Origin of the sequence: Agrobacterium tumefaciens, from assembly GCF_005221385.1 — a bacterium.
Classification (GTDB): Bacteria; Pseudomonadota; Alphaproteobacteria; order Rhizobiales; family Rhizobiaceae; genus Agrobacterium; species Agrobacterium tomkonis.
In genome coordinates, this window is the sequence record NZ_CP039905.1 from 81,582 (window position 1) to 103,169 (window position 21,588).

14 protein-coding genes and 8 pseudogenes are annotated in these 21,588 nt (G+C 58.6%); 10 read left to right on the top strand and 12 right to left on the bottom strand.

Annotation, left to right across the window (positions count from 1 at the left end):
• Positions 1-543: 543 nt before the first annotated feature.
• The 3 genes from CFBP6623_RS25500 to CFBP6623_RS25510 all read right to left on the bottom strand — a co-directional run bounded on the left by CFBP6623_RS25500 (position 544) and on the right by CFBP6623_RS25510 (position 3,114).
• Positions 544-1,059 (bottom strand): YidB family protein, encoded by a 516-nt coding sequence (locus CFBP6623_RS25500; protein WP_052114369.1) that lies wholly within the window; start codon positions 1,057-1,059, stop codon positions 544-546.
• A gap of 1,121 nt (positions 1,060-2,180) precedes the next feature.
• On the bottom strand, positions 2,181-2,780 hold the full coding sequence (locus CFBP6623_RS25505) for a general stress protein (protein WP_080843305.1): 600 nt from the start codon (positions 2,778-2,780) through the stop codon (positions 2,181-2,183).
• A 16-nt stretch (positions 2,781-2,796) separates the two neighbouring features.
• Complete coding sequence (locus tag CFBP6623_RS25510) at positions 2,797-3,114, bottom strand: hypothetical protein (protein WP_080843306.1); 318 nt, start codon at positions 3,112-3,114, stop codon at positions 2,797-2,799.
• Positions 3,115-3,506: 392 nt separating this feature from the next.
• On the opposite strand from CFBP6623_RS25510, the gene CFBP6623_RS25520 reads away from it, so the two are divergent.
• A protein-coding gene (locus tag CFBP6623_RS25520; protein WP_113731869.1) for an IS3 family transposase occupies positions 3,507-4,645 on the top strand; the annotation gives its coding sequence in 2 pieces (ribosomal slippage) (positions 3,507-3,765 and positions 3,765-4,645; 1,140 coding nt in all).
• Between the two features lie 83 nt (positions 4,646-4,728).
• On the opposite strand, the pseudogene CFBP6623_RS27145 reads toward CFBP6623_RS25520, so the two are convergent.
• From CFBP6623_RS27145 to CFBP6623_RS25545, 3 genes and pseudogenes are all read right to left on the bottom strand, one after another.
• Positions 4,729-4,818, bottom strand: a pseudogene (locus tag CFBP6623_RS27145) (SOS response-associated peptidase); the annotation flags it as partial.
• A 101-nt stretch (positions 4,819-4,919) separates the two neighbouring features.
• Positions 4,920-5,120 (bottom strand): annotated as a pseudogene (locus CFBP6623_RS25535) (integrase core domain-containing protein); the annotation flags it as partial.
• Between the two features lie 333 nt (positions 5,121-5,453).
• Complete coding sequence (locus CFBP6623_RS25545) at positions 5,454-7,010, bottom strand: ISL3 family transposase (RefSeq protein WP_137002617.1); 1,557 nt, start codon at positions 7,008-7,010, stop codon at positions 5,454-5,456.
• Between the two features lie 88 nt (positions 7,011-7,098).
• Between CFBP6623_RS25545 and CFBP6623_RS25550 the strand changes: the two are divergent.
• Positions 7,099-7,423, top strand: a pseudogene (locus CFBP6623_RS25550) (Tn3 family transposase); the annotation flags it as partial.
• Between the two features lie 746 nt (positions 7,424-8,169).
• Positions 8,170-8,871 (top strand): annotated as a pseudogene (locus CFBP6623_RS25560) (IS6 family transposase).
• Positions 8,872-9,180: 309 nt separating this feature from the next.
• Here the strand turns inward: CFBP6623_RS25560 and CFBP6623_RS25565 are convergent.
• The 4 genes from CFBP6623_RS25565 to CFBP6623_RS25580 all read right to left on the bottom strand — a co-directional run bounded on the left by CFBP6623_RS25565 (position 9,181) and on the right by CFBP6623_RS25580 (position 13,452).
• Positions 9,181-11,139 carry a MacB family efflux pump subunit gene (locus CFBP6623_RS25565; protein ID WP_080843308.1) on the bottom strand — a complete coding sequence of 653 codons (1,959 nt, stop codon included), beginning with the start codon at positions 11,137-11,139 and terminating at the stop codon, positions 9,181-9,183.
• Between the two features lie 4 nt (positions 11,140-11,143).
• Positions 11,144-12,367, bottom strand: a complete 1,224-nt coding sequence (locus CFBP6623_RS25570; RefSeq protein WP_080843309.1) for an efflux RND transporter periplasmic adaptor subunit — start codon at positions 12,365-12,367, stop codon at positions 11,144-11,146.
• A 22-nt stretch (positions 12,368-12,389) separates the two neighbouring features.
• Positions 12,390-12,686, bottom strand: a complete 297-nt coding sequence (locus tag CFBP6623_RS25575; RefSeq protein ID WP_037094617.1) for a hypothetical protein — start codon at positions 12,684-12,686, stop codon at positions 12,390-12,392.
• Positions 12,687-12,813: 127 nt separating this feature from the next.
• Positions 12,814-13,452 (bottom strand): hypothetical protein, encoded by a 639-nt coding sequence (locus tag CFBP6623_RS25580; RefSeq protein WP_037094614.1) that lies wholly within the window; start codon positions 13,450-13,452, stop codon positions 12,814-12,816.
• A 202-nt stretch (positions 13,453-13,654) separates the two neighbouring features.
• On the opposite strand from CFBP6623_RS25580, the gene CFBP6623_RS25585 reads away from it, so the two are divergent.
• The gene (locus CFBP6623_RS25585; protein ID WP_200883221.1) at positions 13,655-14,386 is read left to right on the top strand and encodes a response regulator; all 732 of its coding nucleotides are present in this window, start codon (positions 13,655-13,657) and stop codon (positions 14,384-14,386) included.
• On the top strand, positions 14,383-15,720 hold the full coding sequence (locus CFBP6623_RS25590) for an ATP-binding protein (protein ID WP_052114349.1): 1,338 nt from the start codon (positions 14,383-14,385) through the stop codon (positions 15,718-15,720). The genes CFBP6623_RS25585 and CFBP6623_RS25590 overlap by 4 nt, the downstream gene beginning before the upstream one ends.
• 20 nt (positions 15,721-15,740) lie before the next feature.
• On the opposite strand, the pseudogene CFBP6623_RS27150 reads toward CFBP6623_RS25590, so the two are convergent.
• Positions 15,741-15,846: pseudogene (locus CFBP6623_RS27150) on the bottom strand (IS6 family transposase); the annotation flags it as partial.
• A 462-nt stretch (positions 15,847-16,308) separates the two neighbouring features.
• Between CFBP6623_RS27150 and CFBP6623_RS25600 the strand changes: the two are divergent.
• Positions 16,309-16,572 (top strand): annotated as a pseudogene (locus CFBP6623_RS25600) (transposase); the annotation flags it as partial.
• Between the two features lie 238 nt (positions 16,573-16,810).
• On the opposite strand, the gene CFBP6623_RS25605 reads toward CFBP6623_RS25600, so the two are convergent.
• Complete coding sequence (locus tag CFBP6623_RS25605) at positions 16,811-17,863, bottom strand: IS110 family transposase (RefSeq protein WP_080843372.1); 1,053 nt, start codon at positions 17,861-17,863, stop codon at positions 16,811-16,813.
• Positions 17,864-17,927: 64 nt separating this feature from the next.
• Here CFBP6623_RS25605 and CFBP6623_RS25610 point away from each other — a divergent pair.
• From CFBP6623_RS25610 to CFBP6623_RS25625, 4 genes and pseudogenes are all read left to right on the top strand, one after another.
• A pseudogene (locus CFBP6623_RS25610) lies at positions 17,928-18,855 on the top strand (IS3 family transposase); the annotation flags it as partial.
• A gap of 18 nt (positions 18,856-18,873) precedes the next feature.
• Positions 18,874-19,719, top strand: a pseudogene (gene dinB / locus CFBP6623_RS25615) (DNA polymerase IV); the annotation flags it as partial.
• Between the two features lie 171 nt (positions 19,720-19,890).
• Entirely contained in the window at positions 19,891-20,361 is a 471-nt protein-coding gene (locus tag CFBP6623_RS25620; RefSeq protein ID WP_232370480.1) for a hypothetical protein, read from the top strand.
• Between the two features lie 698 nt (positions 20,362-21,059).
• Positions 21,060-21,563, top strand: a complete 504-nt coding sequence (locus CFBP6623_RS25625; RefSeq protein ID WP_072492888.1) for a DUF3597 domain-containing protein — start codon at positions 21,060-21,062, stop codon at positions 21,561-21,563.
• Positions 21,564-21,588 lie beyond the last annotated feature (25 nt).

The window sequence follows — 21,588 nt, forward strand, 5'->3', positions numbered from 1 at the left end:
GCCGGGTTGCAAGGGTAGGGAGGGGGCGGGTGTTGTTCTCCCTCTTTGGCTTTAGCTTCCTCAGTTGTAGTGACTGCTTTGCGCCAATTGCGGTCATGGGGCATCAAGTATTTCGGTCAACCTAGTAAGGAGATTTTCGACTTCATCGCGATTCGCTCCCATTCGAGTTTCGAACTCTGGCAGAGAAAGACCATTGCAAACTTCATTCAAGGCTTGGTGTAAAATTTTTGCTTCTGTTCGTGAGAACGCTATGTATATCGGTTGACTATGTGACTCCATCAGGTCTCCCTAAGTTGAATTAAGGCAGCGAGTGGTTGCAGGAAAGAGTAAACCGCGAAGGGTCTACGGTCGCGATGAGAACCTGCGCGTTTTGGGACCGGTGTTTCCTGATCAGCGGAAATGAGGCCTGCCGCCTCCATTTTCCTGTTGCTCCAGAGAGTAAAAAACGTCTGCGACATTTTATATGCCGACCTCTCGCGGCGAGCATTTTCTCACAGATCAAGCACCCCACAGCGTGTCAGCGCTATCCGGCAAAGATATATATCAGAGCTTCGAAACCTGCTGCTCGGATGGAATGGTCCCATCTGGCGTCAGTTCATCGACAGCTTGCGGTAGATCCTTGCTAAGACGCGCCAATATCTCTTCCCGCGACAGACGTGTCTTCGCGGCCAATTCATCGAGAACCTCCGGCCCGATCGCCTCCGAGAGTTCGTCGGCGTTGATGTCGTCATTTGCCCCCGGCTTGATCCAGGACTCCGCCTTCTGCCCGAAGCCGTTTTGTTGGAACGTCTTGAGAAGGTCGCTCAGACCACCGCTTAAAGTTCCTCCTGAGGTGAGCCCGTCAAAAATAGATCCGATGCCTCCCGACTCCCTGCCGCCACCGAGCTTGCCGGGCAGGTCGCCACCGCTTGTCTGGTTGGAGGACGCTTCTTCATCCCGGTTAGCTCCGGAGGTCTGCTGCGTGTTCAACCCCCGCAGAAAATCCGCGATTTTCTCCCTGTTCTGATAGCCTGCTACCGCAAGTACACCCAGCAATGCTTTCAGTTGGCCGCTCACCATGATTTTTCTCCTTGTTTTCCTGGGCCCCGAGAAAACATGGCGACGTGGCCCCCTCGCGAGAACAAAACGATTGGTCGGCAATGAGGTTCCATGAGGTCAATGGATGGAGACTGGCTGCCGCTTCTTCTGATAAACGCGCTAATGAACGGGGTGAGAGAGAGAGAGAGAGAGAGAGAGAGAGAGAACGGATGTCCGATAGCGGCACCATGCAGGTGGCGTCCCTAAGAGCAAGCTACCTTCCGCTCATGTCGTTCACTTCGTTCGGCGAGGTCGGGACGCCGTAAGATTGTCACCCAACTTGGATCATCCGGCAATGACGGCAGTCCTGCACCATGCCCGGGTTGACCGGAGCTCTGGGAATCTTAAATGCAGGCGCGGGGAAATTTTTCATTATCGACAGGAGAGCGGCAGCGCGAAAATTAGTGGCGTTTTAGGCCGCGGCTGGCCTGGTGCGGTTTTGAGGATGTACCCGCATTCGGCGCGTCATGATGAACCCATTTGAAGAACGCGTAGACGGGATAAAAATGACAATCAGGGTGAGGATTGAGTCGAGCATCTGCATTCGACCCTCGCGAGACGGCAATGTCGCGATCGCAGTTAGAGCTTATAAGCTGTGCCAGGGGCGAGCGTTATTTTGCTGTCCCAACTCGCGATCCAATTTGTCTCTGCTGCAATCACTGCGATCAGCATGGCCGCGAATATTGTAGACAAGGTGACGATCAGGAAAAGTAAAATCTTTCGGAAAATGCGAGTGTCTCCGACTGAAACGCGCGGACGCTATACAAGCCGCGCCATATTATAATTGACGGCAATGGTTAAAACTTGGTTTGCGATATTCCCTGCGTGGCGGACGGTGCGGAAACGGGGCCCGCGCGGAGTTGCAAGGTTTTGCATGCCGATAGATTTCAGGCTTCAAACGGCTGACGAAGGGGCGAGGGGCTCTTACGGCCGGCTGGTTGTCCCGCTTACGAATTCTGCATACTAATTTGAGCGGGTGGAATGAAATCTATGTCGCAGACCGTTAAATTAATCGCGGCAATTGTCTTACAAACGAGATCTTTATCAAAGGCGGTATCGGGCGTCACTGAAGGGGCGCCACCGTGGCGCCCCTCCTGAAACTCTCACATACCATTGCGGCGATAGCGAAGCCGTTCCTGCTCGATCTGGTTGGCCTCGTAGGGCGAGAGCGTTTCGTCGAAATGCGTCCATCCTTGCTTTTCGTAGGCGGCGCGACGTTCTGTCGGATCGACCCAATTCGAGCGTTTGAGAATGGCTTCAGCCTCCGGCGCCAAGGCGTCATCCACTTTTGCGGTGACGAGGGTGCCACCCCGGCGGACGCCTTCGGCGTAGAAGTGGGCATCTCGTTCCGGGACGCCGGAGCTCGTCAGTGCGCCAATAATCCCACCAGCGGCCCCACCTGCAACCGCACCGGCTGCCGCGCCGGCTGCAGTCGCAGCAAGCCAGCCGGCTGCAACGACCGGACCGACGCCCGGAATGGCCATCAAGCCAAGGCCGGTGAGCAGGCCGCCCGCGCCGCCGACGACCGCACCGATCCCCGCGCCAGTTCCGGCCCCTTCTGCGGCATTCGACTCTTCGTGCCGCCGATCGGCGTTATTGGAAACGATACTGATATCGCTGGATGGTACGCCCAGAGCTTCGAGTTCACTGACGGTGGAACTTGCGTCTGCGTAATCGTCAAAAAGTCCGGTAACAGTTCTCATAACATCCTCCTAGGGGTTACTTGGCAACAACATTGCCCTGATAATCGAGAGCGATCGAAACAGTTTTGCCGTCCTTCATGCCGGTGGCATTCCAAACGCCCCTGTCGTCTTTCTTGAGATCCTTCAACCCCGTATAACCCGCTTTTTGGATCCGATCCTTTGCCTGGTCCTCAGTAAAACTGTTGGCGCCCTCGACCGGGGCCGTCGGGTTTTTCGTGTCGGGGGTCGCAATTGCCGGCGTGTTTCCGTCGCTGTTGGCCGCGGGCGCACCCTGGGCATGTGCTGTAAGGGCCGAGACACAAATGAAGGCGGCTGTGAGAATAGTGTTTTTCATGGTTTTCTCCCTAGCTCGGATCTGCGTAGATTGATCCGCCTGATTAACCCTTTTATGTTCTTTTGGTTCCAGCATCGGAGGCAAGGTGCTCAACAAGCATGGCGGCGCGTCGGGCATACGAGTGACCATGCAAGGGTCTGGACAGTGGCGCAGGCGAACGGCCGAATAAGAGGAGGTAGCAACTGAAGCGGTGGAGCGCCCGGAAAGCTACACGAGGCGATTGGCATCGGTAGTCAGGAAACCATAGAGATCATCGATCGTGATCCCGTTGCGAACCTTCCGGAGCATTTTCATTTTGGCACGTGGATAGAGCTGGCTCGGGAAATTTGAACAGCGGGGATAAGTGGAATTTCTGCCTGACTTCGGCTTAGATGCCGTGAACAGGAGATACCATGACGAGACGACCGCGCCGGAACCACAGCCCGGCTTTCAAGGCAAAGGTGGCGCTTGCCGCTATTCGAGGCGAACAGACGCTGGTGGAGTTGTCCCAGCAGTTTGACGTGCACGCCAACCAGATCAAACAGTGGAAAGACCAGCTCCTTGAGGGGGCGACAGGCGTTTTCGGTGATGAAGCGAAGGCGGAACCGGCGGGTCCAACCGTCGATGTCAAAACACTGCACGCCAAGATCGGCGAACTGACACTGGAGAACGATTTTTTATCCGGTGCGCTCGGCAAGGCGGGATTGCTGGGCGGAAAGAAATGATCGACCGCCAGCATAAGCTATCCGTCGTGCGCCAAGCGAAGCTTCTCGGCTTCAGCCGTGGCAGTGTCTATTATCTGCCTCGTCCGGTGTCTGAGGGCGATCTGGCTCTGATGCGCCGGATCGACGAACTGCATATTGACTACCCCTTTGCCGGAAGTCGGATGTTGCAAGGGCTACTGAGGGGAGAAGGGCTGGAGGCTGGGCGGCGGCACGTCGCCACGCTGATGAAGAAGATGGGCATCGAGGCGATCTACCGTCGCCCGAACACGTCGAAACCGGCACCTGGGCACAAAATCTATCCCTACCTCCTGCGCAAGCTGGCGGTTACAAGGCCCAACCAGGTCTGGGCGATGGACCTGACCTATGTTCCGATGGCTCGCGGATTCGTCTATCTCTGCGCCGTTGTGGACTGGTTCAGTCGGAGGGTTCTGTCGTGGCGGCTGTCGATCACGATGGAGGCAGCCTTCTGCATCGAAGCAGTCGAGGAAGCGCTGGCCCGTTATGGCAGACCCGACATATTCAATACGGACCAGGGATCGCAGTTCACCTCGGTGGACTTCACGGCGGTGCTGAAGAAGGCGGAAATCGCCATCTCAATGGATGGCAAGGGTGCGTGGCGGGACAACGTGTTCGTCGAGCGGCTCTGGCGTTCGATCAAATACGAGGAAGTCTACCTCCATGCCTATAAAACAGTGTCCGAGGCCCGCGCTGGCATCGGCCGCTATCTGACCTTTTACAATAGCCGACGCCCACATTCATCCCTTGACCGGCAGACGCCGGATCAGGCCTACTTCAACGCGCTGGCACCAATGATGGTGGCAGCATAATCGAGGCGGAAATCCACTTAACAAAAAGCCCGAAACTGTTCAGACAAACCGAGCCACCTCTGATAGCGCAGAATATCGGCGATTTTCGTCTCATCGCGGGCAAACCATGCGTTAGGCACAGAGCCGCGTTCCTGTTTGTTCGTCGGATCCCGTTCGGCAGAGCTGATAACCGGACCACGAAAAGCACGGATACCTGGTTCTTCCAAAACCACGACGGAAAGACAGGCACTGCTGGTGTAATCTTCTGAAGGGCGATGAGACATCCTTATCTGGATTATAAGCGTTCTCGGAGGATTTCGTAAGGTGCCTTTCCATTGAAAGCGCCATGCGGCCTTGCAAGATTGTAGAACCTCTCCCACTCGCTGAGTTTTTGAATGAGGTCGATGTCATCTGTATAGGACAAAAGCTGATAGAACTCTTGATCATCGGTACGGTGTGACCGTTCGACTTTCCCGTTTAGTTGAGGAGACGCTTGAATAGCCCCTAGATTTGTAGACGCCTTCTTTCCTAATTTTGAGGCAGGAAGAGCATCATGAGCAAAACGAATTTCACCGAAGAATTTAAGCGCGACGCTGTTCGCCAGTGCGATAACCTCGCAGTGGTCGAACGGCCAGACAGAAGGCCAGATCACCAAGCTCAAACTCATCAAGCGGCAAATGTATGGACGCGGAAAGCTCGATCTGCTCGAGGCGCGTATCGTCGGAGCCCCCTGATGTCATCGAAATCGCGTCAGACCCCGTTTGGACGCCGATCACCCCATGTGCAGGGTCCTTATTCGGCTCTGACGCAGTTTTGGTGGTGATGGATTTTATCCCGCGCCGATGACGCGGGCTTGGAGGAGATCAATTTTTCCGCGGCCGTACATCTGGCGTTTCACAAGTTTGAGCGTGGTGATCTGCCCCTCCGTCTGGCCGTTGGACCATGGTGAAGAGATCGCTGCGCTGACGGCTGCTCGGTCTCTAACGACACCGTTGGCGAAGGAGGCGACCAAGCCCGATCGAGCGCGTTCCAACCATGTATCGAGATCAGCGAGAGATTTCTTGCGGATCATGGCCTGGAAGGCGGCGATGACTTCCCGGGCCTCAACCAGCAGCGGCACGCCACCCTCAATCGCCGCAACCGTCACGGTCTCAGATTTGGAAAGGTCGTCGCGGCCGATGGTCATGAGACGCGCAATGGTCCTGGCCGAAGGCGCTCGGCTCAACGCGCCCGCATCGACCTTCTCTGCTTTTCGACGGCGTGTGGCCCACTCGGTGACAACTCGAAGACAGCCGCGGAACCCTTGGCTCTTGAGTTGCCGCCATAGCTCCGTTCCATTCCGGTTTCCGGCCGTCCATTGAGCGTCAAGCCAGGGCAGGTAGAGTTCAAGCGAGTTCTCACGGACGCGGAAGACATCCGAACGTTGACCACGCAGTACGCGTCGGACAAGGCCGCGACTGTATCCGGTCCGGCGCACGATCTCCTTGATTGTTGCTCCGGACTTGGCCATGTCGAGAATTGCGGCGTTGGTGTCTTCCCGGCGAAGATATCCCTCGTACTGGATCCTCTCGGCGGCCGTCAGCAGTTCGGGGTTGATCGTGGCCGCTCCGATCGCAGTTCGGATCTGGCGCATCGATTTGCGCACCGCATCGAGGAATGCCCGGCTGGCGTTCTCCATTAAGTGCCAGCGGTCAGCGACCTGGGTGGCGTGTGGCAACGCCTTGGCTGCAGCCGTCGCGTAACCGCCGCCGCGGTCGCGAGCGACGATGCTGATCTGAGGTTGGTCCGAGAGCCAGGCCTGGGCCGTCGACGGCTCCCGATCCGGCAGGAGAGCAATGGTTTTGCGCCGTTCCAGATCGCAGATGATGGTCCCATAGCGTTGATTTCGTCGCCACGCCCTGTCGTCGATACCGATCACGGTGGGTGGGACAAAGCGCGGACTGCCGCGTCGCCGCACGACGCGCAGCAGCGTATCGTTGCTGACCGGCAACATCAGCCTTTTGGCAAAGGTGGCCGCTGGCCTGCCACCCAGTGCAAGTCCGAGATGATGGACGATGTGGTCAAGCCTGGCGGTTCGCCGCGCCGAAGGCGCGAGAATGTCTCCGTCGAAGCGCTCGGCGAAGATTCGCCGACCGCATAGCAGTGCATCGCAGTGGAACCGGCGCGCTTCAATGACAAGCCGAACGGGCTTTCCCACCAAGGGCAGGTCAGCCAGGCGTCGTTGATATCGACTGTGGATTCGTTCCGACCTTGTTCCACAGATTGGGCAAAAGCTTGCTTTGCTCGTCGGCCGGACTGCGATCAACATGACGTCGTCATCAATGGCTGTATTGTCGACTATAAAGCCGCGAGGGACGAGCGTCGACGATCTGAGCGAATGGCCCATGGTATTGATTCCTTGCATGAAACCAACATCAGCCAGCACTTGATTTCATCAAAAGTGAGTTAGAGCCCTTATTCCATGCCTAATCACAGTCAACAAGAGCGAATCCCAGAACACCTTGGCCCGTGCGCTGTTCTTCAACCGGCTCGGAGAACTGCGAGACAGGACCTTCGAGAGTCAGTTCTACCGGGCGTCCGGGCTGAACCTGCTGTTCAATGCCATCGTCTACTGGAACACTCTCTATCTCCAACCGGCCTTCGCCCAACTCAACCGGGAGGGTATCGCCCGACCTAGTCAAACAGATCACCCCGCTCGGGTGGCGACACATCAGGCTCAGTGGCGATTACATTTGGACCTCGACGGAAAGCCTCGATCTCAGGCCGCTACGGCGCGAAACATCCATCCTCGCAGCGTGATCACCATACGTTCTCAAAAGTCGGACAGATTCAACACTTTCGTGTCGTGACGCCGCTTTGGCCTGGTGGTTCAAGCGGCCTTGTCTGATGGTGTCTTTGCATGAGACCTGCTCCGGCGGATTTCTTTTTGGCCGTTAACCCATCATTAACCGCAGTGCCACACTATGAGCGTGCGCGGGACCAGAAGACCGCGCTCCAACGTATGGTAGTGCATCGTGAGGGAACCCGCCGAGAATGGTGGGTTCCTTTGCTTGAAGCGAAGTAAAGTGGCAAGACCATGGCCCCCGAAGAGTTTCGCCGTTGCCTGTGCAATCTCCAGTGGTCACTTCCAGACTTGGCAGAAGTCCTCCAATGCGATCTGTCAGTCGTGGAGGCAATGAGCCGAGGTAAAGCAAATGTCCCGCCGCTGCTGGCTATCTGGCTCAGGCTACTCTCAAAAAACACACTGGGGCTCGTGCAGACATACACTTACAACTAGGCCTTGGTGAAGAACCAGTGAGCTACCGGAACAATCCAGCTTCGCTCACGTTCGCGCCCTTACAACGACGAACGTAACAAAAGGTTGACTGACCAATGCCACGCTCAGTGCTTACTTGAATCAAAATAAATAAACAGGGATATGTGGAGAGCCGTATGACGGTGCACACCAGCCAAACGTTCATAGTATGTTTGACATCTGCGCCCATGAGACAGAACTGGCATCGTAAGGTTAACTGAACTTGGAGTTTGATAGGCGATGAAGGGGCATGACCACCCGTGATCCGCTCTACCGTCGCCACCGCTTTCCCGCTGAAATCATTGCCCTCGCGGTGTGGCTCTAGTTCCGCTTCCCTCTCAGCCTGCGGATGGTTGAAGACATGCTGCCGGCCCCGTGGCATCATTGTCTCGCATCAGACCGTGCGGGTATGGGCGGAGAAATTTGGCAGGACCTTTGCCAACGAGATCCGTCCTCGGTCATCCGGCCGGCTCGGTGACAAGTGGCACCTCGATGTGGTCGTTATCTCGATCGGGGGCAAGAAGCATTGGCTATGGCGCGCCGTGGATCAGGACGGTTTTGTCCTGGAGGTTCTGGTGCAAAGCCGCGCCAACGCCAAATCGGCCAACCGCCTGATGCGCATGCTTTTGAAAGGTCTGGGACGATCGCCATGCGTAGTGATCACCGACAAGCTTCGCTCCTACAGCGCAGCAAAACAGGAAATCACGCCCGGCGTCGAGCACTGCTCCCATAAAGGGCTGAACAATCGGGCGGAGAACTCCCACCAACCAGTCCGACGGCGAGAGCGGATCATGAAGCGCTTCAAGTCAAAGCGGCATTGCAACGCTTCGTCTCGATCCATGATCCGATTGCCAACCTCTTCCACATCCCGCGCTACGACACCCCCTCCAACCATCATCGAAAACTGCGCACAGCGGCAATGAAACTATGGGCGAAGATCGCTCGCGCATGAGCAGTGCACGTGGCGGGCGTCACGCGTTTGCTTCGCTGAAGTTAACTTTACGATGCCCATTTCCATCACCGTAGCATTGCCACCGATCTGGCCAGCACGATGTGAGACTTTCTAGAGAGGGCGGTCTTCTATTTTTTCGCCGTGGGGGTGTGTTCCCCTCGTCGGTGAGCTTTTGAGAGCGGCCAGTTGTTCGGTTGTGGCGCGACCATGTCGAGAGCGGGGATTGGATGTTCGAACTTGCGGCGTGCCTCGAACAAGGCTTTTACACTCCTTTCAGTGCTTTGAACGTGATCCCAATGATTTTATTCTTCATACACTCGAGAGCGCCGCGACGGGATCGAGTTTCGACGCATTGCGCGCCGGCAGATAACCGAAGACAACGCCGATCAGCGTCGAGCAGACGAAGGCGGCGACGATCGACGTCGTGGAATAGACCATGGCGAAATTGCTGCTGAAGGCGGAGAAAAGCGCGCCGAAGCCGAGGCTGCCCAGCACGCCCAGCGTACCGCCGATGATGCAGACAAGCACCGCCTCGATAAGGAACTGCCGCAGAATATCGGTGCGCCGTGCGCCGACCGCCATGCGCACGCCGATTTCCGATACGCGTTCAGACACAGAAACGAGCATGATGTTCATCACCCCGATGCCGCCGACCAGCAGCGAAATCACCGCAATGGCCGCAATCAGAAGGGTCAGCGTCTGCGTGGTGCTGGTGATGGTCTGGCGGATATCGTCGGTATTGAGAATGTAGAAATCCCGTGTGCCGTGCCGCTGGGTCAGAAGCGTCGTCACCGCCTGTTCGGCGATTGAGGCATCGACATCGTCGGCCACCTGCACCGTGATGCTGCGCAGCGACAGGCTGCCGCGAAAGCGCGACTGGACGGCGGTATAGGGCAGGTAAAGCGACAGGTTCTGGCTTGAGCCGAAACCGCCCTGCTGCGCCTGCGTGACGCCGACGATGCGGGCCGGCACCTTGCCGATGAGAATGACCTGGCCGACAGGGCTGCCGTCGAAATCCGCAAACAGCGATTTGCGGGTATTTTCGTCGATCACCACTTCCTGCGCCTTCTGCGCCACGCTTCCGCCATCGAAAAAGCGGCCTTGCGACAGCTTGGTGCCCTTGGCGACGAAATAGCGCTCGCTGACGCCGTTCACCAGCGCATTCGCCTCCTTCGCGCCGAAACGCACCGTGCTGGAGGTCGAGACCGTCGGCGTCACCGCCGCAACATAGGATTGCCTGGCAAGCGCTTCGGCATCGGAAACGACGAGCGTGGTGATCTTGCCCGACCTTATGTCGCCGAAATCCTTGCCGGCGAAGATTTCCAGCGTGTTGGTGCCGAGGCTCGATATGTTCTGCAGCACCCGCTGCTGCGACCCCTGCCCCAGCGCCACGACGCTGATGACCGAGGCGATGCCGATGATGATGCCGAGCATGGTGAGAAAGGTGCGCAGCTTGTGCGCCCGCATCGACAGAATCGCCATGCGCAAGGCTTCGCGCAGGGACGAAACGAGACCCGCGAGACCGGAAGACCCGCCGGAAACGGCAACGGGTTTGGCATCGTCCTGCGGTACGGGCGTTGCATCCGTCCTGCGGTCGGAAATGATCGTGCCGTCGCTGATTTCGATGATCCGCCCGGCGCGTCTGGCAATCGACATATCATGGGTAACGATGATGACGGTGCGGCCTTCGGCATGCAGCTCGCCGAGGATGCGCAGCACCTCGTCACCGCTGGTGCTGTCGAGCGCGCCGGTCGGCTCGTCGGCAAGAATGATCTCGGCGTCGTTCATCAGGGCGCGGGCGATGGAAACGCGCTGCTGCTGGCCGCCGGAAAGCTGGCCGGGACGGTGATCGAGGCGTTCCGCCATGCCGAGGCGGCCAAGCAGCCTTGCGGCATTGTGCCTGCGGTCGCCCTGTGTCTTACCGGCATAGATCGCCGGAATTTCGACATTGCCGAGCGCCGTCAACTCGGCCAGCAGATGGTAGCGCTGGAAGATGAAGCCGAGATTTTCACGCCGCAGCGCCGAAAGCGCGTCGGCATCGAGATTGCCCGTTTCCCGGCCCCTGATGCTGTAGCTACCCGATGTCGGGCGGTCGAGACAGCCGAGAATATTCATCAGCGTCGACTTGCCCGACCCGGACGCGCCGACGATCGCCACCATCTCACCGGCCTCGATGGTGAGGTCGATGTGCTTCAGCACGCTGATCGTGCCTTCGCCGGAGGGATAATCCCGCCGCACGGATTTAAGCGAAATCAGAGGTTCAGCCATGGTTTCAAAGCCCCATTGGCGGGCCGCCCGGCCCCGGCATGGCGTTTGCGGTGGTGTCGGTGGAACGTTCGCCGGTCACCACCCGCTCGTTTTCGACAAGGCCCGAACGCACTTCCGCCGTGACCTTGTTGTTCAACCCGATTTCGACCTTGCGCTCGGAAACCCTGCCATCGGCACCGGCCACGCGCACGGCATAGCTGCCGTCGCTGTCCATGCTGCCAAGGGCTGCCGAAGAGACGGTCAGCACATCCTTCGCTTCCCCGAGAACGATATGGACCTCCGCCGTCATATAGGTACGCAGCTTGCCTTCCGGGTTCGGCACTTCGAACACGCCATTGTAATAGATCGCCTCGGAGGACGACGTGGTGGAAGAGGATGAGCTGGAGGATGAAGAGGTCGAGGAACTGAAGCTGGAATCGCTGCGCACCGATTCCGGCGCCGGCTCTATCGAGGCGAGCGTCGCGTCATACCGCTGCTGCGGCTCGCCGAGCACCGTGAAATAGACCGGCAGGTCCGGCTTGACCCGCGTTACATCCGCCTCGGAAATTTCCGTGCGCACCGTCATCCGGTCGAGCTGGCCGAGGATGACGATGGTTGGCGCGGATTGCGTGGCGTTGACGGTCTGCCCTTCCTGGCTGACGATCGACAGAACCGTGCCTTCGATGGGGGCTGTGATCTTGGTATAGCCAAGATTGGCCTCGGCCGTTTCCACCGCCACCTGCGCTTCCTCGATCTGGGCGTCGATGGCTTCGATCTGCGCCTCGGTGACGGCAAGGGCTGCGGTGGCGCTTTCGAAATCGGCGCGGGAGGCGGCGTTTTTTGACACCATCTCCTGCTGACGGGCAAGGCTCTGGCGGTTGAGAATAAGCGTCGCCTGCTTCTCAACCCGCTGCGCCTTCACATTCGCCAGGGCCGCCTGCGCCGTGCGCAGACTGTTCGTCTGGGTAACGGAATCGATTTCGGCGATCAGATCGCCTGCCTTGACGGTATCGCCGAGCGCCACCTTGACGGCGGTGATGCGGCCCGAGGCCTGAGCGCCGACGGCGACAAGGCGAACGGGCTTCAGCGTTCCCGTCGCCAGCACCGTTTGCTCGATATCGCCGCGCGTCACAGACGAGGTGATATAACCGGGCGTTGCGGCCCGCGTATATTGCGAGGACAGCCAGTAGCCGCCCACGGCGAGAGCGACAACCGCCAGCAATGCACCTGCCTTGCGTGCCGTTTTCATATCGATGTCCTATCCAGCCGGTTCACTCGAAGGAAGAAACCGGCGTCATCTCGTGTTTCACGAGGATGAAACCCCTCTCCGCTTCGATCCATTCATAGGCAGAGGCCGATTTTCGCACCGCGGCCTTGCGGCAGGTGCTGCGAAGACGTCTGGAATCCGTCTTTCCGCGCTGATCCCTCGCACAGGCGGGCTGACGCCGCTGTTCATCCTGCCGGGATTTGGCCGCCGGCTGTTGCACGGGCTTGTCCTTTGCTACGGCCACCGACCAGGCAAAGCTCAAACCAAAAGCCGTTGCCAGCACCAGATAGAAGTATCTCATCATCGTCTTCCTGCTTGAAAATCACGCGGGGGATCGCAGGCGTGCGATCCCCCGGCTCCAGCCGTCGCCGGCTGATTTCCTCCTTTACTGGGGGGCAGATTAAAGGAGGAAACTTCGAATAATTGCCTCAGCCCCGTTCCGCCTCGGGAACCGGCGGCCTCATATCGCCATGCGGGGGAGCAAAGCCGCCGCGGTCTGCGGGGCCATGACGCGGGCCGGGAGGCGGAGGCGGCATCAGTGCACGCTCAAGCTCGGCAAGCTTCAGCACCTGCTGCGGCGAAAGCTTCGGTTTCAGCGCCGCAATGGCGTCCTGCAGGGCTTTGGCCTTTTCCGCCTTCTGCGCGATGATGCCTGCCAGCTCCTCTCCCGCAAGACGCGGCTCGGGCCTGGCCTTGCCTTCACCCGGCACCGACGGCGGCGGATTGCGCTCTGGACCGGGGGAAACGAGATCGATCAGCGCCGCGGTATAGGCGCGCCATGGACCGAGCTGTTCCGGCGTGACGCCGAGATAGATTTCAGCCGCCGAAAGCTTCGTCGCCAGCCCTAGAACATCCGGGCCGGGCATTCTGCGCATATGCGGCGGCAGCGGCCTTTCATCCGGACCCCGATCCGGGCCGATGTCCGGGCCGAGATCGAGATTGGCGTGCGGCGGCGCAGCCTGTTCGGTCGCCTGGGGTGCGGGCGCATTCTCTTCCGCTGCCTGCGCGGCGGCGGAAACGCCAATAGTTGCTGTCGCGATGGCGGCGGCCAGTAGCGAGTTTCTCATCTTACCTTCCTTCCGTTTTCCAACATGAATGGACGATAGGAGCATCGCGTTTCCGGCTTTGGTCCGAATGTTTCCGGGCTGCTTCCGCAAACCGCCTATTTGTAACCGAATGTTGCCAGAACGGCGCCGGAAAGCTTTCGTTGCAAAAATCCGCCGTTTCTTTTCAACGCTTATGTATAGTGGCATCAAAAGGTTGGACGATATGACGACAGTTTCGGTGACACATATATTGATCGTCGATGACGATCCGGAAATACGCACATTGCTCGCGAAATATCTCGGCTCGCAGGGGTTTCGCGTGTCGATGGCCGCCGACAGGCGTGAGTTCGAGGAAAAGATCGCCAGCTCCGATCCCGATCTCATCGTGCTCGACGTGATGCTGCCCGATGGCTCCGGCCTCGATATCTGCCGCGATCTGCAGGGTCGCCGGCCGCGCACGCCGGTCATTCTCCTGACTGCGCTGAAGGAAGATGTCGACCGGATCGTCGGGCTGGAAATCGGCGCTGACGACTATCTCGGCAAACCCTTCAATCCGCGCGAACTGACCGCGCGCATCAAGGCCGTGCTCCGCCGCACCACACCGCAGGAAGCCCCCCGCCCCTCATCCGCCGCCTATGGTTTTGCGGATTTCACCGCCGATCCCGAGCAGCGCTCCGTCATCCGCGCCAGCGGTGAAAAGATAGATTTGACGGGAGCTGAGTTCGATCTTCTGAAAGTCTTTCTCGACAGGCCCGGCCGGCTGCTTTCCCGCGATCAGCTTCTCGATCTCACGCAGGGCAAGGATCGCGGCCCGTTCGACCGCTCCATCGACGTGCTGATGAGCCGCTTGCGCAAGAAGCTGGACGCCGACACACACACGCCGATCTTCAAGACCGTGCGCAATGGCGGTTACCAGATGACGGTTCAAGTCAGAACCCTGCCGGTGCAGCGATGAGCTCGCTTAAAAACCGCATCACGGCGCTGATGATCGTCTCCATCATCGCCGTCATCGCGCTTGCGACTTTTGTGGCGGACCGGACATTGCAGCCGCCGCCGCCCGACGCCACCATCGAGCCGCTGGCCCGCAGCCTCGCCTTTGCCGTGACCATGGCCGAGCGTGATCCTTCCCTGCAGCAGCCCGGCTATTTCCAGATAGAACAGAGGCCGCCGCAAGGCGATCTCGACGGCATGCTCTCGGAATTTCTGGAAAAGGCGCTGGCCCGCGTCGGAGAGCCGCGCACCGCGGTGGTCATCCGCTCACCGGGAAATCCTGCCCCCGTGGCGGCTATCGCGCTGGAAAAAGGTGGCTGGCTGGTCGCGGAAATTCCGCATATGGGTCCGCCGCCGGGCGGCTGGAAGATTTTCGGCATGTGGATCGGGCTGATCATCCTCGGCAGTGCCGCCGTTTCGATCTTTGCCGCCAGCAAGATCACCCGCCCGCTCGACATGCTGGAAAATGCCGCCGCCAGCATCGGGCCTGACGGTTCGCTGCCGCACCTGCCGGAAACCGGACCGGGCGAAATCCGCGCCACGGCGCGGGCGCTGAACGAACTCGCCACCCGCCTGAAGGCGGCGATGGAAAGCCGCATGCGCCTCGTCGCCGCCGCCGGCCACGATCTCAGAACCCCGATGACCCGCATGCGGCTGAGGGCGGAATTCATCGAGAACGACGAGGAACGGGCCAAATGGCTGGCGGACCTCGAGGAGCTGGACGCCATCGCCGACAGCGCCATTCTTCTGGTGCGGGAAGAGGTCAGCCAGGACAGCGTCAAGACGATCGACATCGGCACGCTTCTCAGCGAAATCGTCAGCGATGTTTCCGATCTTGGTCATGCTGGTGCGATCGACTTCATCGAGCCGGAAGCCGCCATGACCATCAAGGCGGCACCGCTGGCGCTGAAAAGAGCCCTGCGCAACCTCATCCTGAACGCCGTCACCCATGGCAAGAAGGCGCATATCGATCTGACCGGAGACGAGAGCGAAATCGTCGTGACGATCAGGGATGAAGGCCCTGGCATTCCGCAGGAACTGATCGGGCGGGTTTTCGAACCCTTCTTCCGGGTCGACCTCGCGCGGCGCAAGTCAACCCCGGGCGTGGGGCTCGGTCTTGCCATCGCCAGGGAAATCATCGAGCGCTTCGGCGGCAGTATCGAACTTGTCAATGACCTTCCGGCGGGTTTGATCCAGACTGTAAGACTTATCAGATTTGAGGGAGCATCGTCGACTCAACCTTCATCAGATAGTGGATACCGGCATCGTAAAGTTAACGACCGAGAAGCAAAGGTGTGACGCCAGCCGCATAAAACCGTTCATGCCCGAGCGATCTTCGCCCATAGGGTTCATCGTCGCTGTGCGCAGTTTTCGATGATGGTTGGAGGGGATGTCGTGGCGCGGGATGTGGAAGAGGTTGGCGTCACACCTTTGCTTCTCGGTCGTTAACTTTACTATGCCACAGAAGGATGTTTCTTTCCGACCGCGCCTACGAGATCCGTCGGTCGCATTCCCGGGAGAGCGAGATAGGTGATCGTCCGCGCGATGTTCCCAATGTCTGATGCCAGTTCTGTTGCCGTTACCTTCTTCATTCGAAGGTTAGATATCAAAGGAAATGACAGCGCAATGTTAGAACTCGTCTGATCCGCTCAAAGTGACATCGGCACTCCACGCGGACCTTGTGCTTTTGCTCAGGTCTCGCTCTCATCGCCGAAGCGAGAGCGGGTAGGGGAGAATCTCGACAACTTTCCCGATTGAAGCCGTATCTTCCGCGAGCGCCGGTATTCAGCCGCCGCTTTGATTGACCCACGGCGTTAACACGCGTTGACCTGCCACTGAGAATTTCCTCCGGAATGGATTAGAGTCCGGCCTATTGAGGACGGACTTATGAAGAAGCAGCGATTTACGGAAGAACAGATCATTGCGGTTTTGAAGGAGCAGGAGGCCGGAGCCAAAGCGGCTGATCTTTGCCGCAGGCACGGGATTTCCGAGGCGACCTTTTATAATTGGAAGGCCAAATATGGCGGCATGGAAGTGTCAGAGGCCAAACGTTTGAAGGCGCTTGAGGACGAGAATGCCAAGTTGAAGAAGCTGCTCGCCGAGCAGATGCTGGATACAGCCGCACTCCGCGAGCTTCTCTCAAAAAATGTATGGTCCGCCTCGTCCGTGCAAGGGTACGCGACATCGTAAATGACGATTCCAGTTGCATAAATGTATCCGGCCTCTCGCGAGTGGGCTGCGGTTGCAGCCAGGCCATGATGAGATCCGCACATGCCGTTCCCAATAAATGGTTCGGGCACGAAGCCCGCTTTTTTGCACAGGACTTACGGCATGTTGATCCACTGTTTCGTCATCACTATTCTCGAGCCTTGCAATCGAGCCAGGAGCGTCAGGTGAAGGCAGGGTCCCTGCGTTCGTAGAGCGCTCCAGGCTTGGTCAGGACGACCCAGACAATCCGGGCCATTTTAGCGGCAAGTGCGACGACAGCTTTGTTGGGGTGCATTCGTGCCTGAAGGCCATTCAGCCAGTTCCCCAATCGATCTCGTGTTCGGTCGAGGTGCCGAAAGCAGGATCGTGCTCCATGAACAAGGAGCTTGCGCACATAGCGGTTTCCCCGCTTACTGATGCCGAGAAGCTTCTGCTTTCCTCCGGTCGAGTATTCCCGTGGCACAAGGCCAAGCCACGCTGCAAGATCGCGAGCTTTCTGGAATTGTCGGCCGTTGCCAACCGCTGCAAGAAGTGCGGTGGCTCCCAACGCTCCGATCCCAGGGATCGTCATGAGCCGCCGTGCGACATCCTCGCGACTGGCGATCGCCTCGATCTCGCGTGTGACGTCACCAATGCGCTGTTCCAATTGGCGCAGATCTGCAAACAGGTCTGCAAGCAGCTTACGCATTGCCGACGAGAGATCGTTGGATTGATCTTCGACAGCTTGCGGCAGATCGACCTTGAATAGGCCCGCGCCTTGGCGCAATGCGATCCCGTATTCGAGGCAGAAAGCTCTCATCTGATTGATCAGACGCGTTCTCGTTCCGATCATCTGATCTCGGACCCTGTGTAAAGCCTGAAGGTCGGCTTGTTCCTCGCTCTTGAGTGCAGCAAATCGCATTGTTGGACGTGTGGCAGCTTCAGCGATCGCTTCCGCGTCGATGATGTCGCTCTTGTTCGACTTCACGTAGGGCTTCACGAACTGCGCGGGGATCAAGCGCACCTTATGTCCAAGCGCCTGTATCTTCCTGGCAATCCACTGAGATCCGGCGCACGATTCCATCCCCACGATCGCCGGGGCTGCGCGCTCGAAGAACTGTAGCAGCGTGTCGCGTCGGAAACGAACCTTTTGCACTGGCACGCCATCGCTCCCGAGGCCGACAACGTGAAAGATGTTCTTGCCAATATCAATTCCGTAGACAGCCGCTGGGCGCGGCATATTGCGCTGTGGCATTGCAACCTCCTTCGGTTTGGCCGCCTCATGATGCGGCAGGAGGACGAGGCGGACCATCCCATTAATGGTAGGGCCTGCCGCCAAACGTGACGCTGTCGCGCACCTGAAGGCCATTATGGGCCTTTCGGAACGGCGGGCATGCCAGATTACATCCGCAGACAGAAAGACGATCCGCTATCGATCCTCTCGGCCGCCTGAGATCGAGTTGCGAGCGAAGCTGCGCGATCTGGCCAATGAGCGCCGCCGGTTTGGCTATCGTCGGCTGTTCATCTTGCTTCGACGGGACGGAGAGCCGTCCGGGGTCAATCGCATCTCCTGCTCTATCGCGAGGAAGGTCTTTCTGTGCGCAAGCGCAAAGCCAGGCGTCGTGCTGTTGGCACGCGTGCCCCGATCCTCGTCGAAGCAAAGACCAATGCCCGCTGATCGCTGGATTTCGTCCACGACCAGTTCGCCTGCGGACGGAGGTTTCGGGTGCTCAACATCGTCGATGATGTGACGCGTGAATGCCTGGCAGCAATTCCAGACACCTCAATCTCCGGCCGCCGTGTCGCACGGGAGCTGACGATGCTGATCGAACGACGCGGCAAGCCCGGAATGATTGTCTCCGATAACGGCACCGAACTCACCTCGAATGCCATCCTTGCCTGGTCGAAGGATCACAAGGTCGAGTGGCATTACATCGCGCCGAGAAAGCCCATGCAAAACGGCTATGTCGAGAGCTTCAACGGGCGAATGCGTGACGAATTGCTCAACGAAAGCCTGTTCTTCGGCCTCGATCATGCCCGCAGCGCCATCGCTGAATGGGCCGAAGATTACAACAATTTCCGGCCGCACTCATAGCTCGGATATCAGACCCCGGCCGACTATGCCGGGTCCATCGCCGCAACCGGCTCCAACGCTGCGCAAATGAAAGCTTCGCGTTTCCGCCGGTTGCTCACACCGCGCCACTTGGCGTATTCAAAACCGCCGGGGCTCTAATCGCCACTGGATGAAAGTTCAGTGGCAGGTCATTCGAGATCTATCGCGCTGTTTCCCAACAGATCCGCGATATCTTTGCCGAATACACGCCGCTGATCAGCCATTGTCACTCGATGAAGCCTATCTCGAAGTAACGGAAAATCTGAAGGACATGCCGATCGCCACCGAGATCACGCTGGAGATCCGTGCGAAAAATCAAGTCAGTCGCTGGTCTCAATGCATCAGCCGGCATTCCGTACAACAAGTTTTTGGCCAAGATGGCGTCGGATCTCAACAAGCCGAACGGCCAGACCGTCATCAGCCCGAAGAACGGCCCAGCTTTCGTCGACGGACTAGCGGTCAAGAAATTTCGCGGTGTGGGCCAACGCCGAGAAGATGCACCGCCTCGGCATCAAAACCGGAGCCGACTTGAAATCAAAATCGCTGCAGTTCCTGACTGAGAACTTCGGTAAATCCGGTCCCTACTTTTACGGTATCGCGCGCGGCATCGATGAGCCCCCTGTTCGGCCCGACCGGGTGACAAAACCAATCGGTGCCGAGGATACGTTAGTCGACGACACCGACGATCTAGCCCTCGCCACCACCGGATGGAACCTTCAGCGGCAAAAGGCTGGTCGCATTGTCAGGCAAAGTCGATCAGCGGCAAGATGGTAACCGTTAAGATCAAATATTCGGACTTCACGCAGGCAACACGAAGCAGAACAGGCACTCTCCCGGCCACGGGCGTTGCCGAGATCACGGAGGCCGCATCTGCCCTGCTTTCCACCGTCTATCCGTTCAAGCGTCCGATCCGTCTGCTGGGCGTCACGCTCTCTTCGCTTACCAACGATCAGTCGGAAGATGACGGGGAACAACCGCAACTCTATCTGGCGTTATGATTGGATAACTAGAGGATAGACGAGGATTTCCGACAATTCTCTCTCTAGAGTTCGCGTCATCGATCTGGAGACCGGCGGCAATGGTCTGAGCGACGTTTGCGAGATCGGCTGGCAGGACGTCACTATGGCTGATGATGACCAGTGGTGAGTGACCGAGGAGCGCGGAGCTCTGTGGTCAATCCCGAGCCGCCGACGACACCGGATTCAATCGCCGTGCATCATATTCTTGACGCCGACGTCGCCGACCCGGCCTTCTGGAAGGAGTTTGCCGCAGACGTGCTCCGGCCGTCCGGTGCCTGGATGCGCTGGCCGCCCAGCGCACTGGTTTCGACAGCGCTAATGCACGCCCAGCTGTACCTGCGGCGCACCATGGGTCTGTTTTTGGAAGTCGGCGCTGGGGGTCTTGGTCGGAGCTTCCCCGCTTCCAACCAGATGCTGCGCTACCAGCGCATGCCGGAAGGGCTCGTTCACGAGATCGGCCTGCCTGCCCACCGTGCCATGCTGGACGCTTATCTCATCGAGCACCACCTCCGCGACAGCGTCATCCTTGGACCAACTTCTGGCCTGGAGCGCAGAACCCGGGCTGCTGCCCCGCGTTCCCGCCGGCCGGGACCGAGGAAAAACCTGGGAGCGGATCTCTAACGCAGCGCTGAAGAACTTCGCGCGGGGTCGGGCTACCGGCGTTCGCTTCAGTGCTCAGGCGGAAATGGCGCGGCGCGGCGGACTGGTTTGCAGGCCATTAGCGCAGATTGGCATTAAAGCCCCAAAGGGTAGAACCGCGGTCCTTCCCGACCATTCCATTCCGGGTTACCGATGTGGTCCCTGAGTCCGTTGATCACCCGAGGGTTTTCGATACGCGACATCCTTCACGGACCTCCCTCACCTTGTGTTGAGCAGGATCTAATGTCCTCTACAAAAGCTATCGCGGTGTTTTTTCTCAGCGCAGAAGAGTCAAGCTTGCTTCGAAAGGCCACTTAATGACGCCAACGCGGCGGGACCCGAATTGCTCATGGATCCACGCATTCTATTAGGCATCACACCGATACAAAGGTTGCTTATCCCGGAAAAAGAATCCGTGAAAGAACAAGCGGACCACCGCGCACTAAGCAGCGTGCACCGCGGCTGCCCACCTCGCCCTTCGAACCGGGCCGCCTCGCGCTGGGCGACCAACGCGAAAGAATATTTGCTCCCAAGCCTGGGGCACAAGGAACTGCGATTTGTTCGCTGCGTTAATCGGCGGGGCGACAGCACATCAACTTTTCGCGACGGCCGGGTACATATGCGTGCTGCAGCTTACGAGTGGATCGAGCGCCCTGACCAGCTCATAGCAGGAGGAATGAATGAGCATCTTCGACCGCATCAAGGACGCAATTTTTGGCGAAGCAAATGCCGCGCCCGCCCCGCAAGCGTCAAGCACGGCCTCTTTGGCACCGTCATCTTCAGCCGCGCCTACCACTCAACCACCCGCACTGTCAGAGACTGCGGCCAACCCGGCTATAAGCCAGCCCGCCCCGCCCGCAGCACAGACTGCGAACCCTGCGCCGCAATTAGACGGAGGCGTTTCTTCCGGCTCAAATTCTCGGGCTCCAATCGACGTCGAATCCATACTCAACGAAGCGGCGAAGAAGTCTGGCCAAAAGCTCGACTGGCGGCGCTCAATTGTTGACCTGATGAAGGCTCTCGGCATGGACGCCAGCCTTGAGGAGCGCAAGGAGTTGGCGCAGGAACTAGGCTACACCGGCGACGCCGATGGCAGCGCGAAAATGAACACGTTTCTTCACAAGGCTCTCATGAAGAAGCTGTCGGAAAACGGAGGAAAAGTCCCCGCCGACCTGCTTGACTGAACCAAACTCTTAGACCTGATCTTGA

Excerpts from the sequence above, each read along its gene's own strand:
- CFBP6623_RS25500 (WP_052114369.1), bottom strand. The coding sequence starts at position 1,059 with ATGGTGAGCGGCCAACTGAAAGCATTGCTGGGTGTACTTGCGGTAGCA.
- CFBP6623_RS25505 (WP_080843305.1), bottom strand. The coding sequence starts at position 2,780 with ATGAGAACTGTTACCGGACTTTTTGACGATTACGCAGACGCAAGTTCC.
- CFBP6623_RS25510 (WP_080843306.1), bottom strand. The coding sequence starts at position 3,114 with ATGAAAAACACTATTCTCACAGCCGCCTTCATTTGTGTCTCGGCCCTT.
- CFBP6623_RS25545 (WP_137002617.1), bottom strand. The coding sequence starts at position 7,010 with ATGGGCCATTCGCTCAGATCGTCGACGCTCGTCCCTCGCGGCTTTATA.
- CFBP6623_RS25565 (WP_080843308.1), bottom strand. The coding sequence starts at position 11,139 with ATGGCTGAACCTCTGATTTCGCTTAAATCCGTGCGGCGGGATTATCCC.
- CFBP6623_RS25570 (WP_080843309.1), bottom strand. The coding sequence starts at position 12,367 with ATGAAAACGGCACGCAAGGCAGGTGCATTGCTGGCGGTTGTCGCTCTC.
- CFBP6623_RS25575 (WP_037094617.1), bottom strand. The coding sequence starts at position 12,686 with ATGAGATACTTCTATCTGGTGCTGGCAACGGCTTTTGGTTTGAGCTTT.
- CFBP6623_RS25580 (WP_037094614.1), bottom strand. The coding sequence starts at position 13,452 with ATGAGAAACTCGCTACTGGCCGCCGCCATCGCGACAGCAACTATTGGC.
- CFBP6623_RS25585 (WP_200883221.1), top strand. The coding sequence starts at position 13,655 with ATGACGACAGTTTCGGTGACACATATATTGATCGTCGATGACGATCCG.
- CFBP6623_RS25590 (WP_052114349.1), top strand. The coding sequence starts at position 14,383 with ATGAGCTCGCTTAAAAACCGCATCACGGCGCTGATGATCGTCTCCATC.
- CFBP6623_RS25605 (WP_080843372.1), bottom strand. The coding sequence starts at position 17,863 with ATGCCACAGCGCAATATGCCGCGCCCAGCGGCTGTCTACGGAATTGAT.
- CFBP6623_RS25625 (WP_072492888.1), top strand. The coding sequence starts at position 21,060 with ATGAGCATCTTCGACCGCATCAAGGACGCAATTTTTGGCGAAGCAAAT.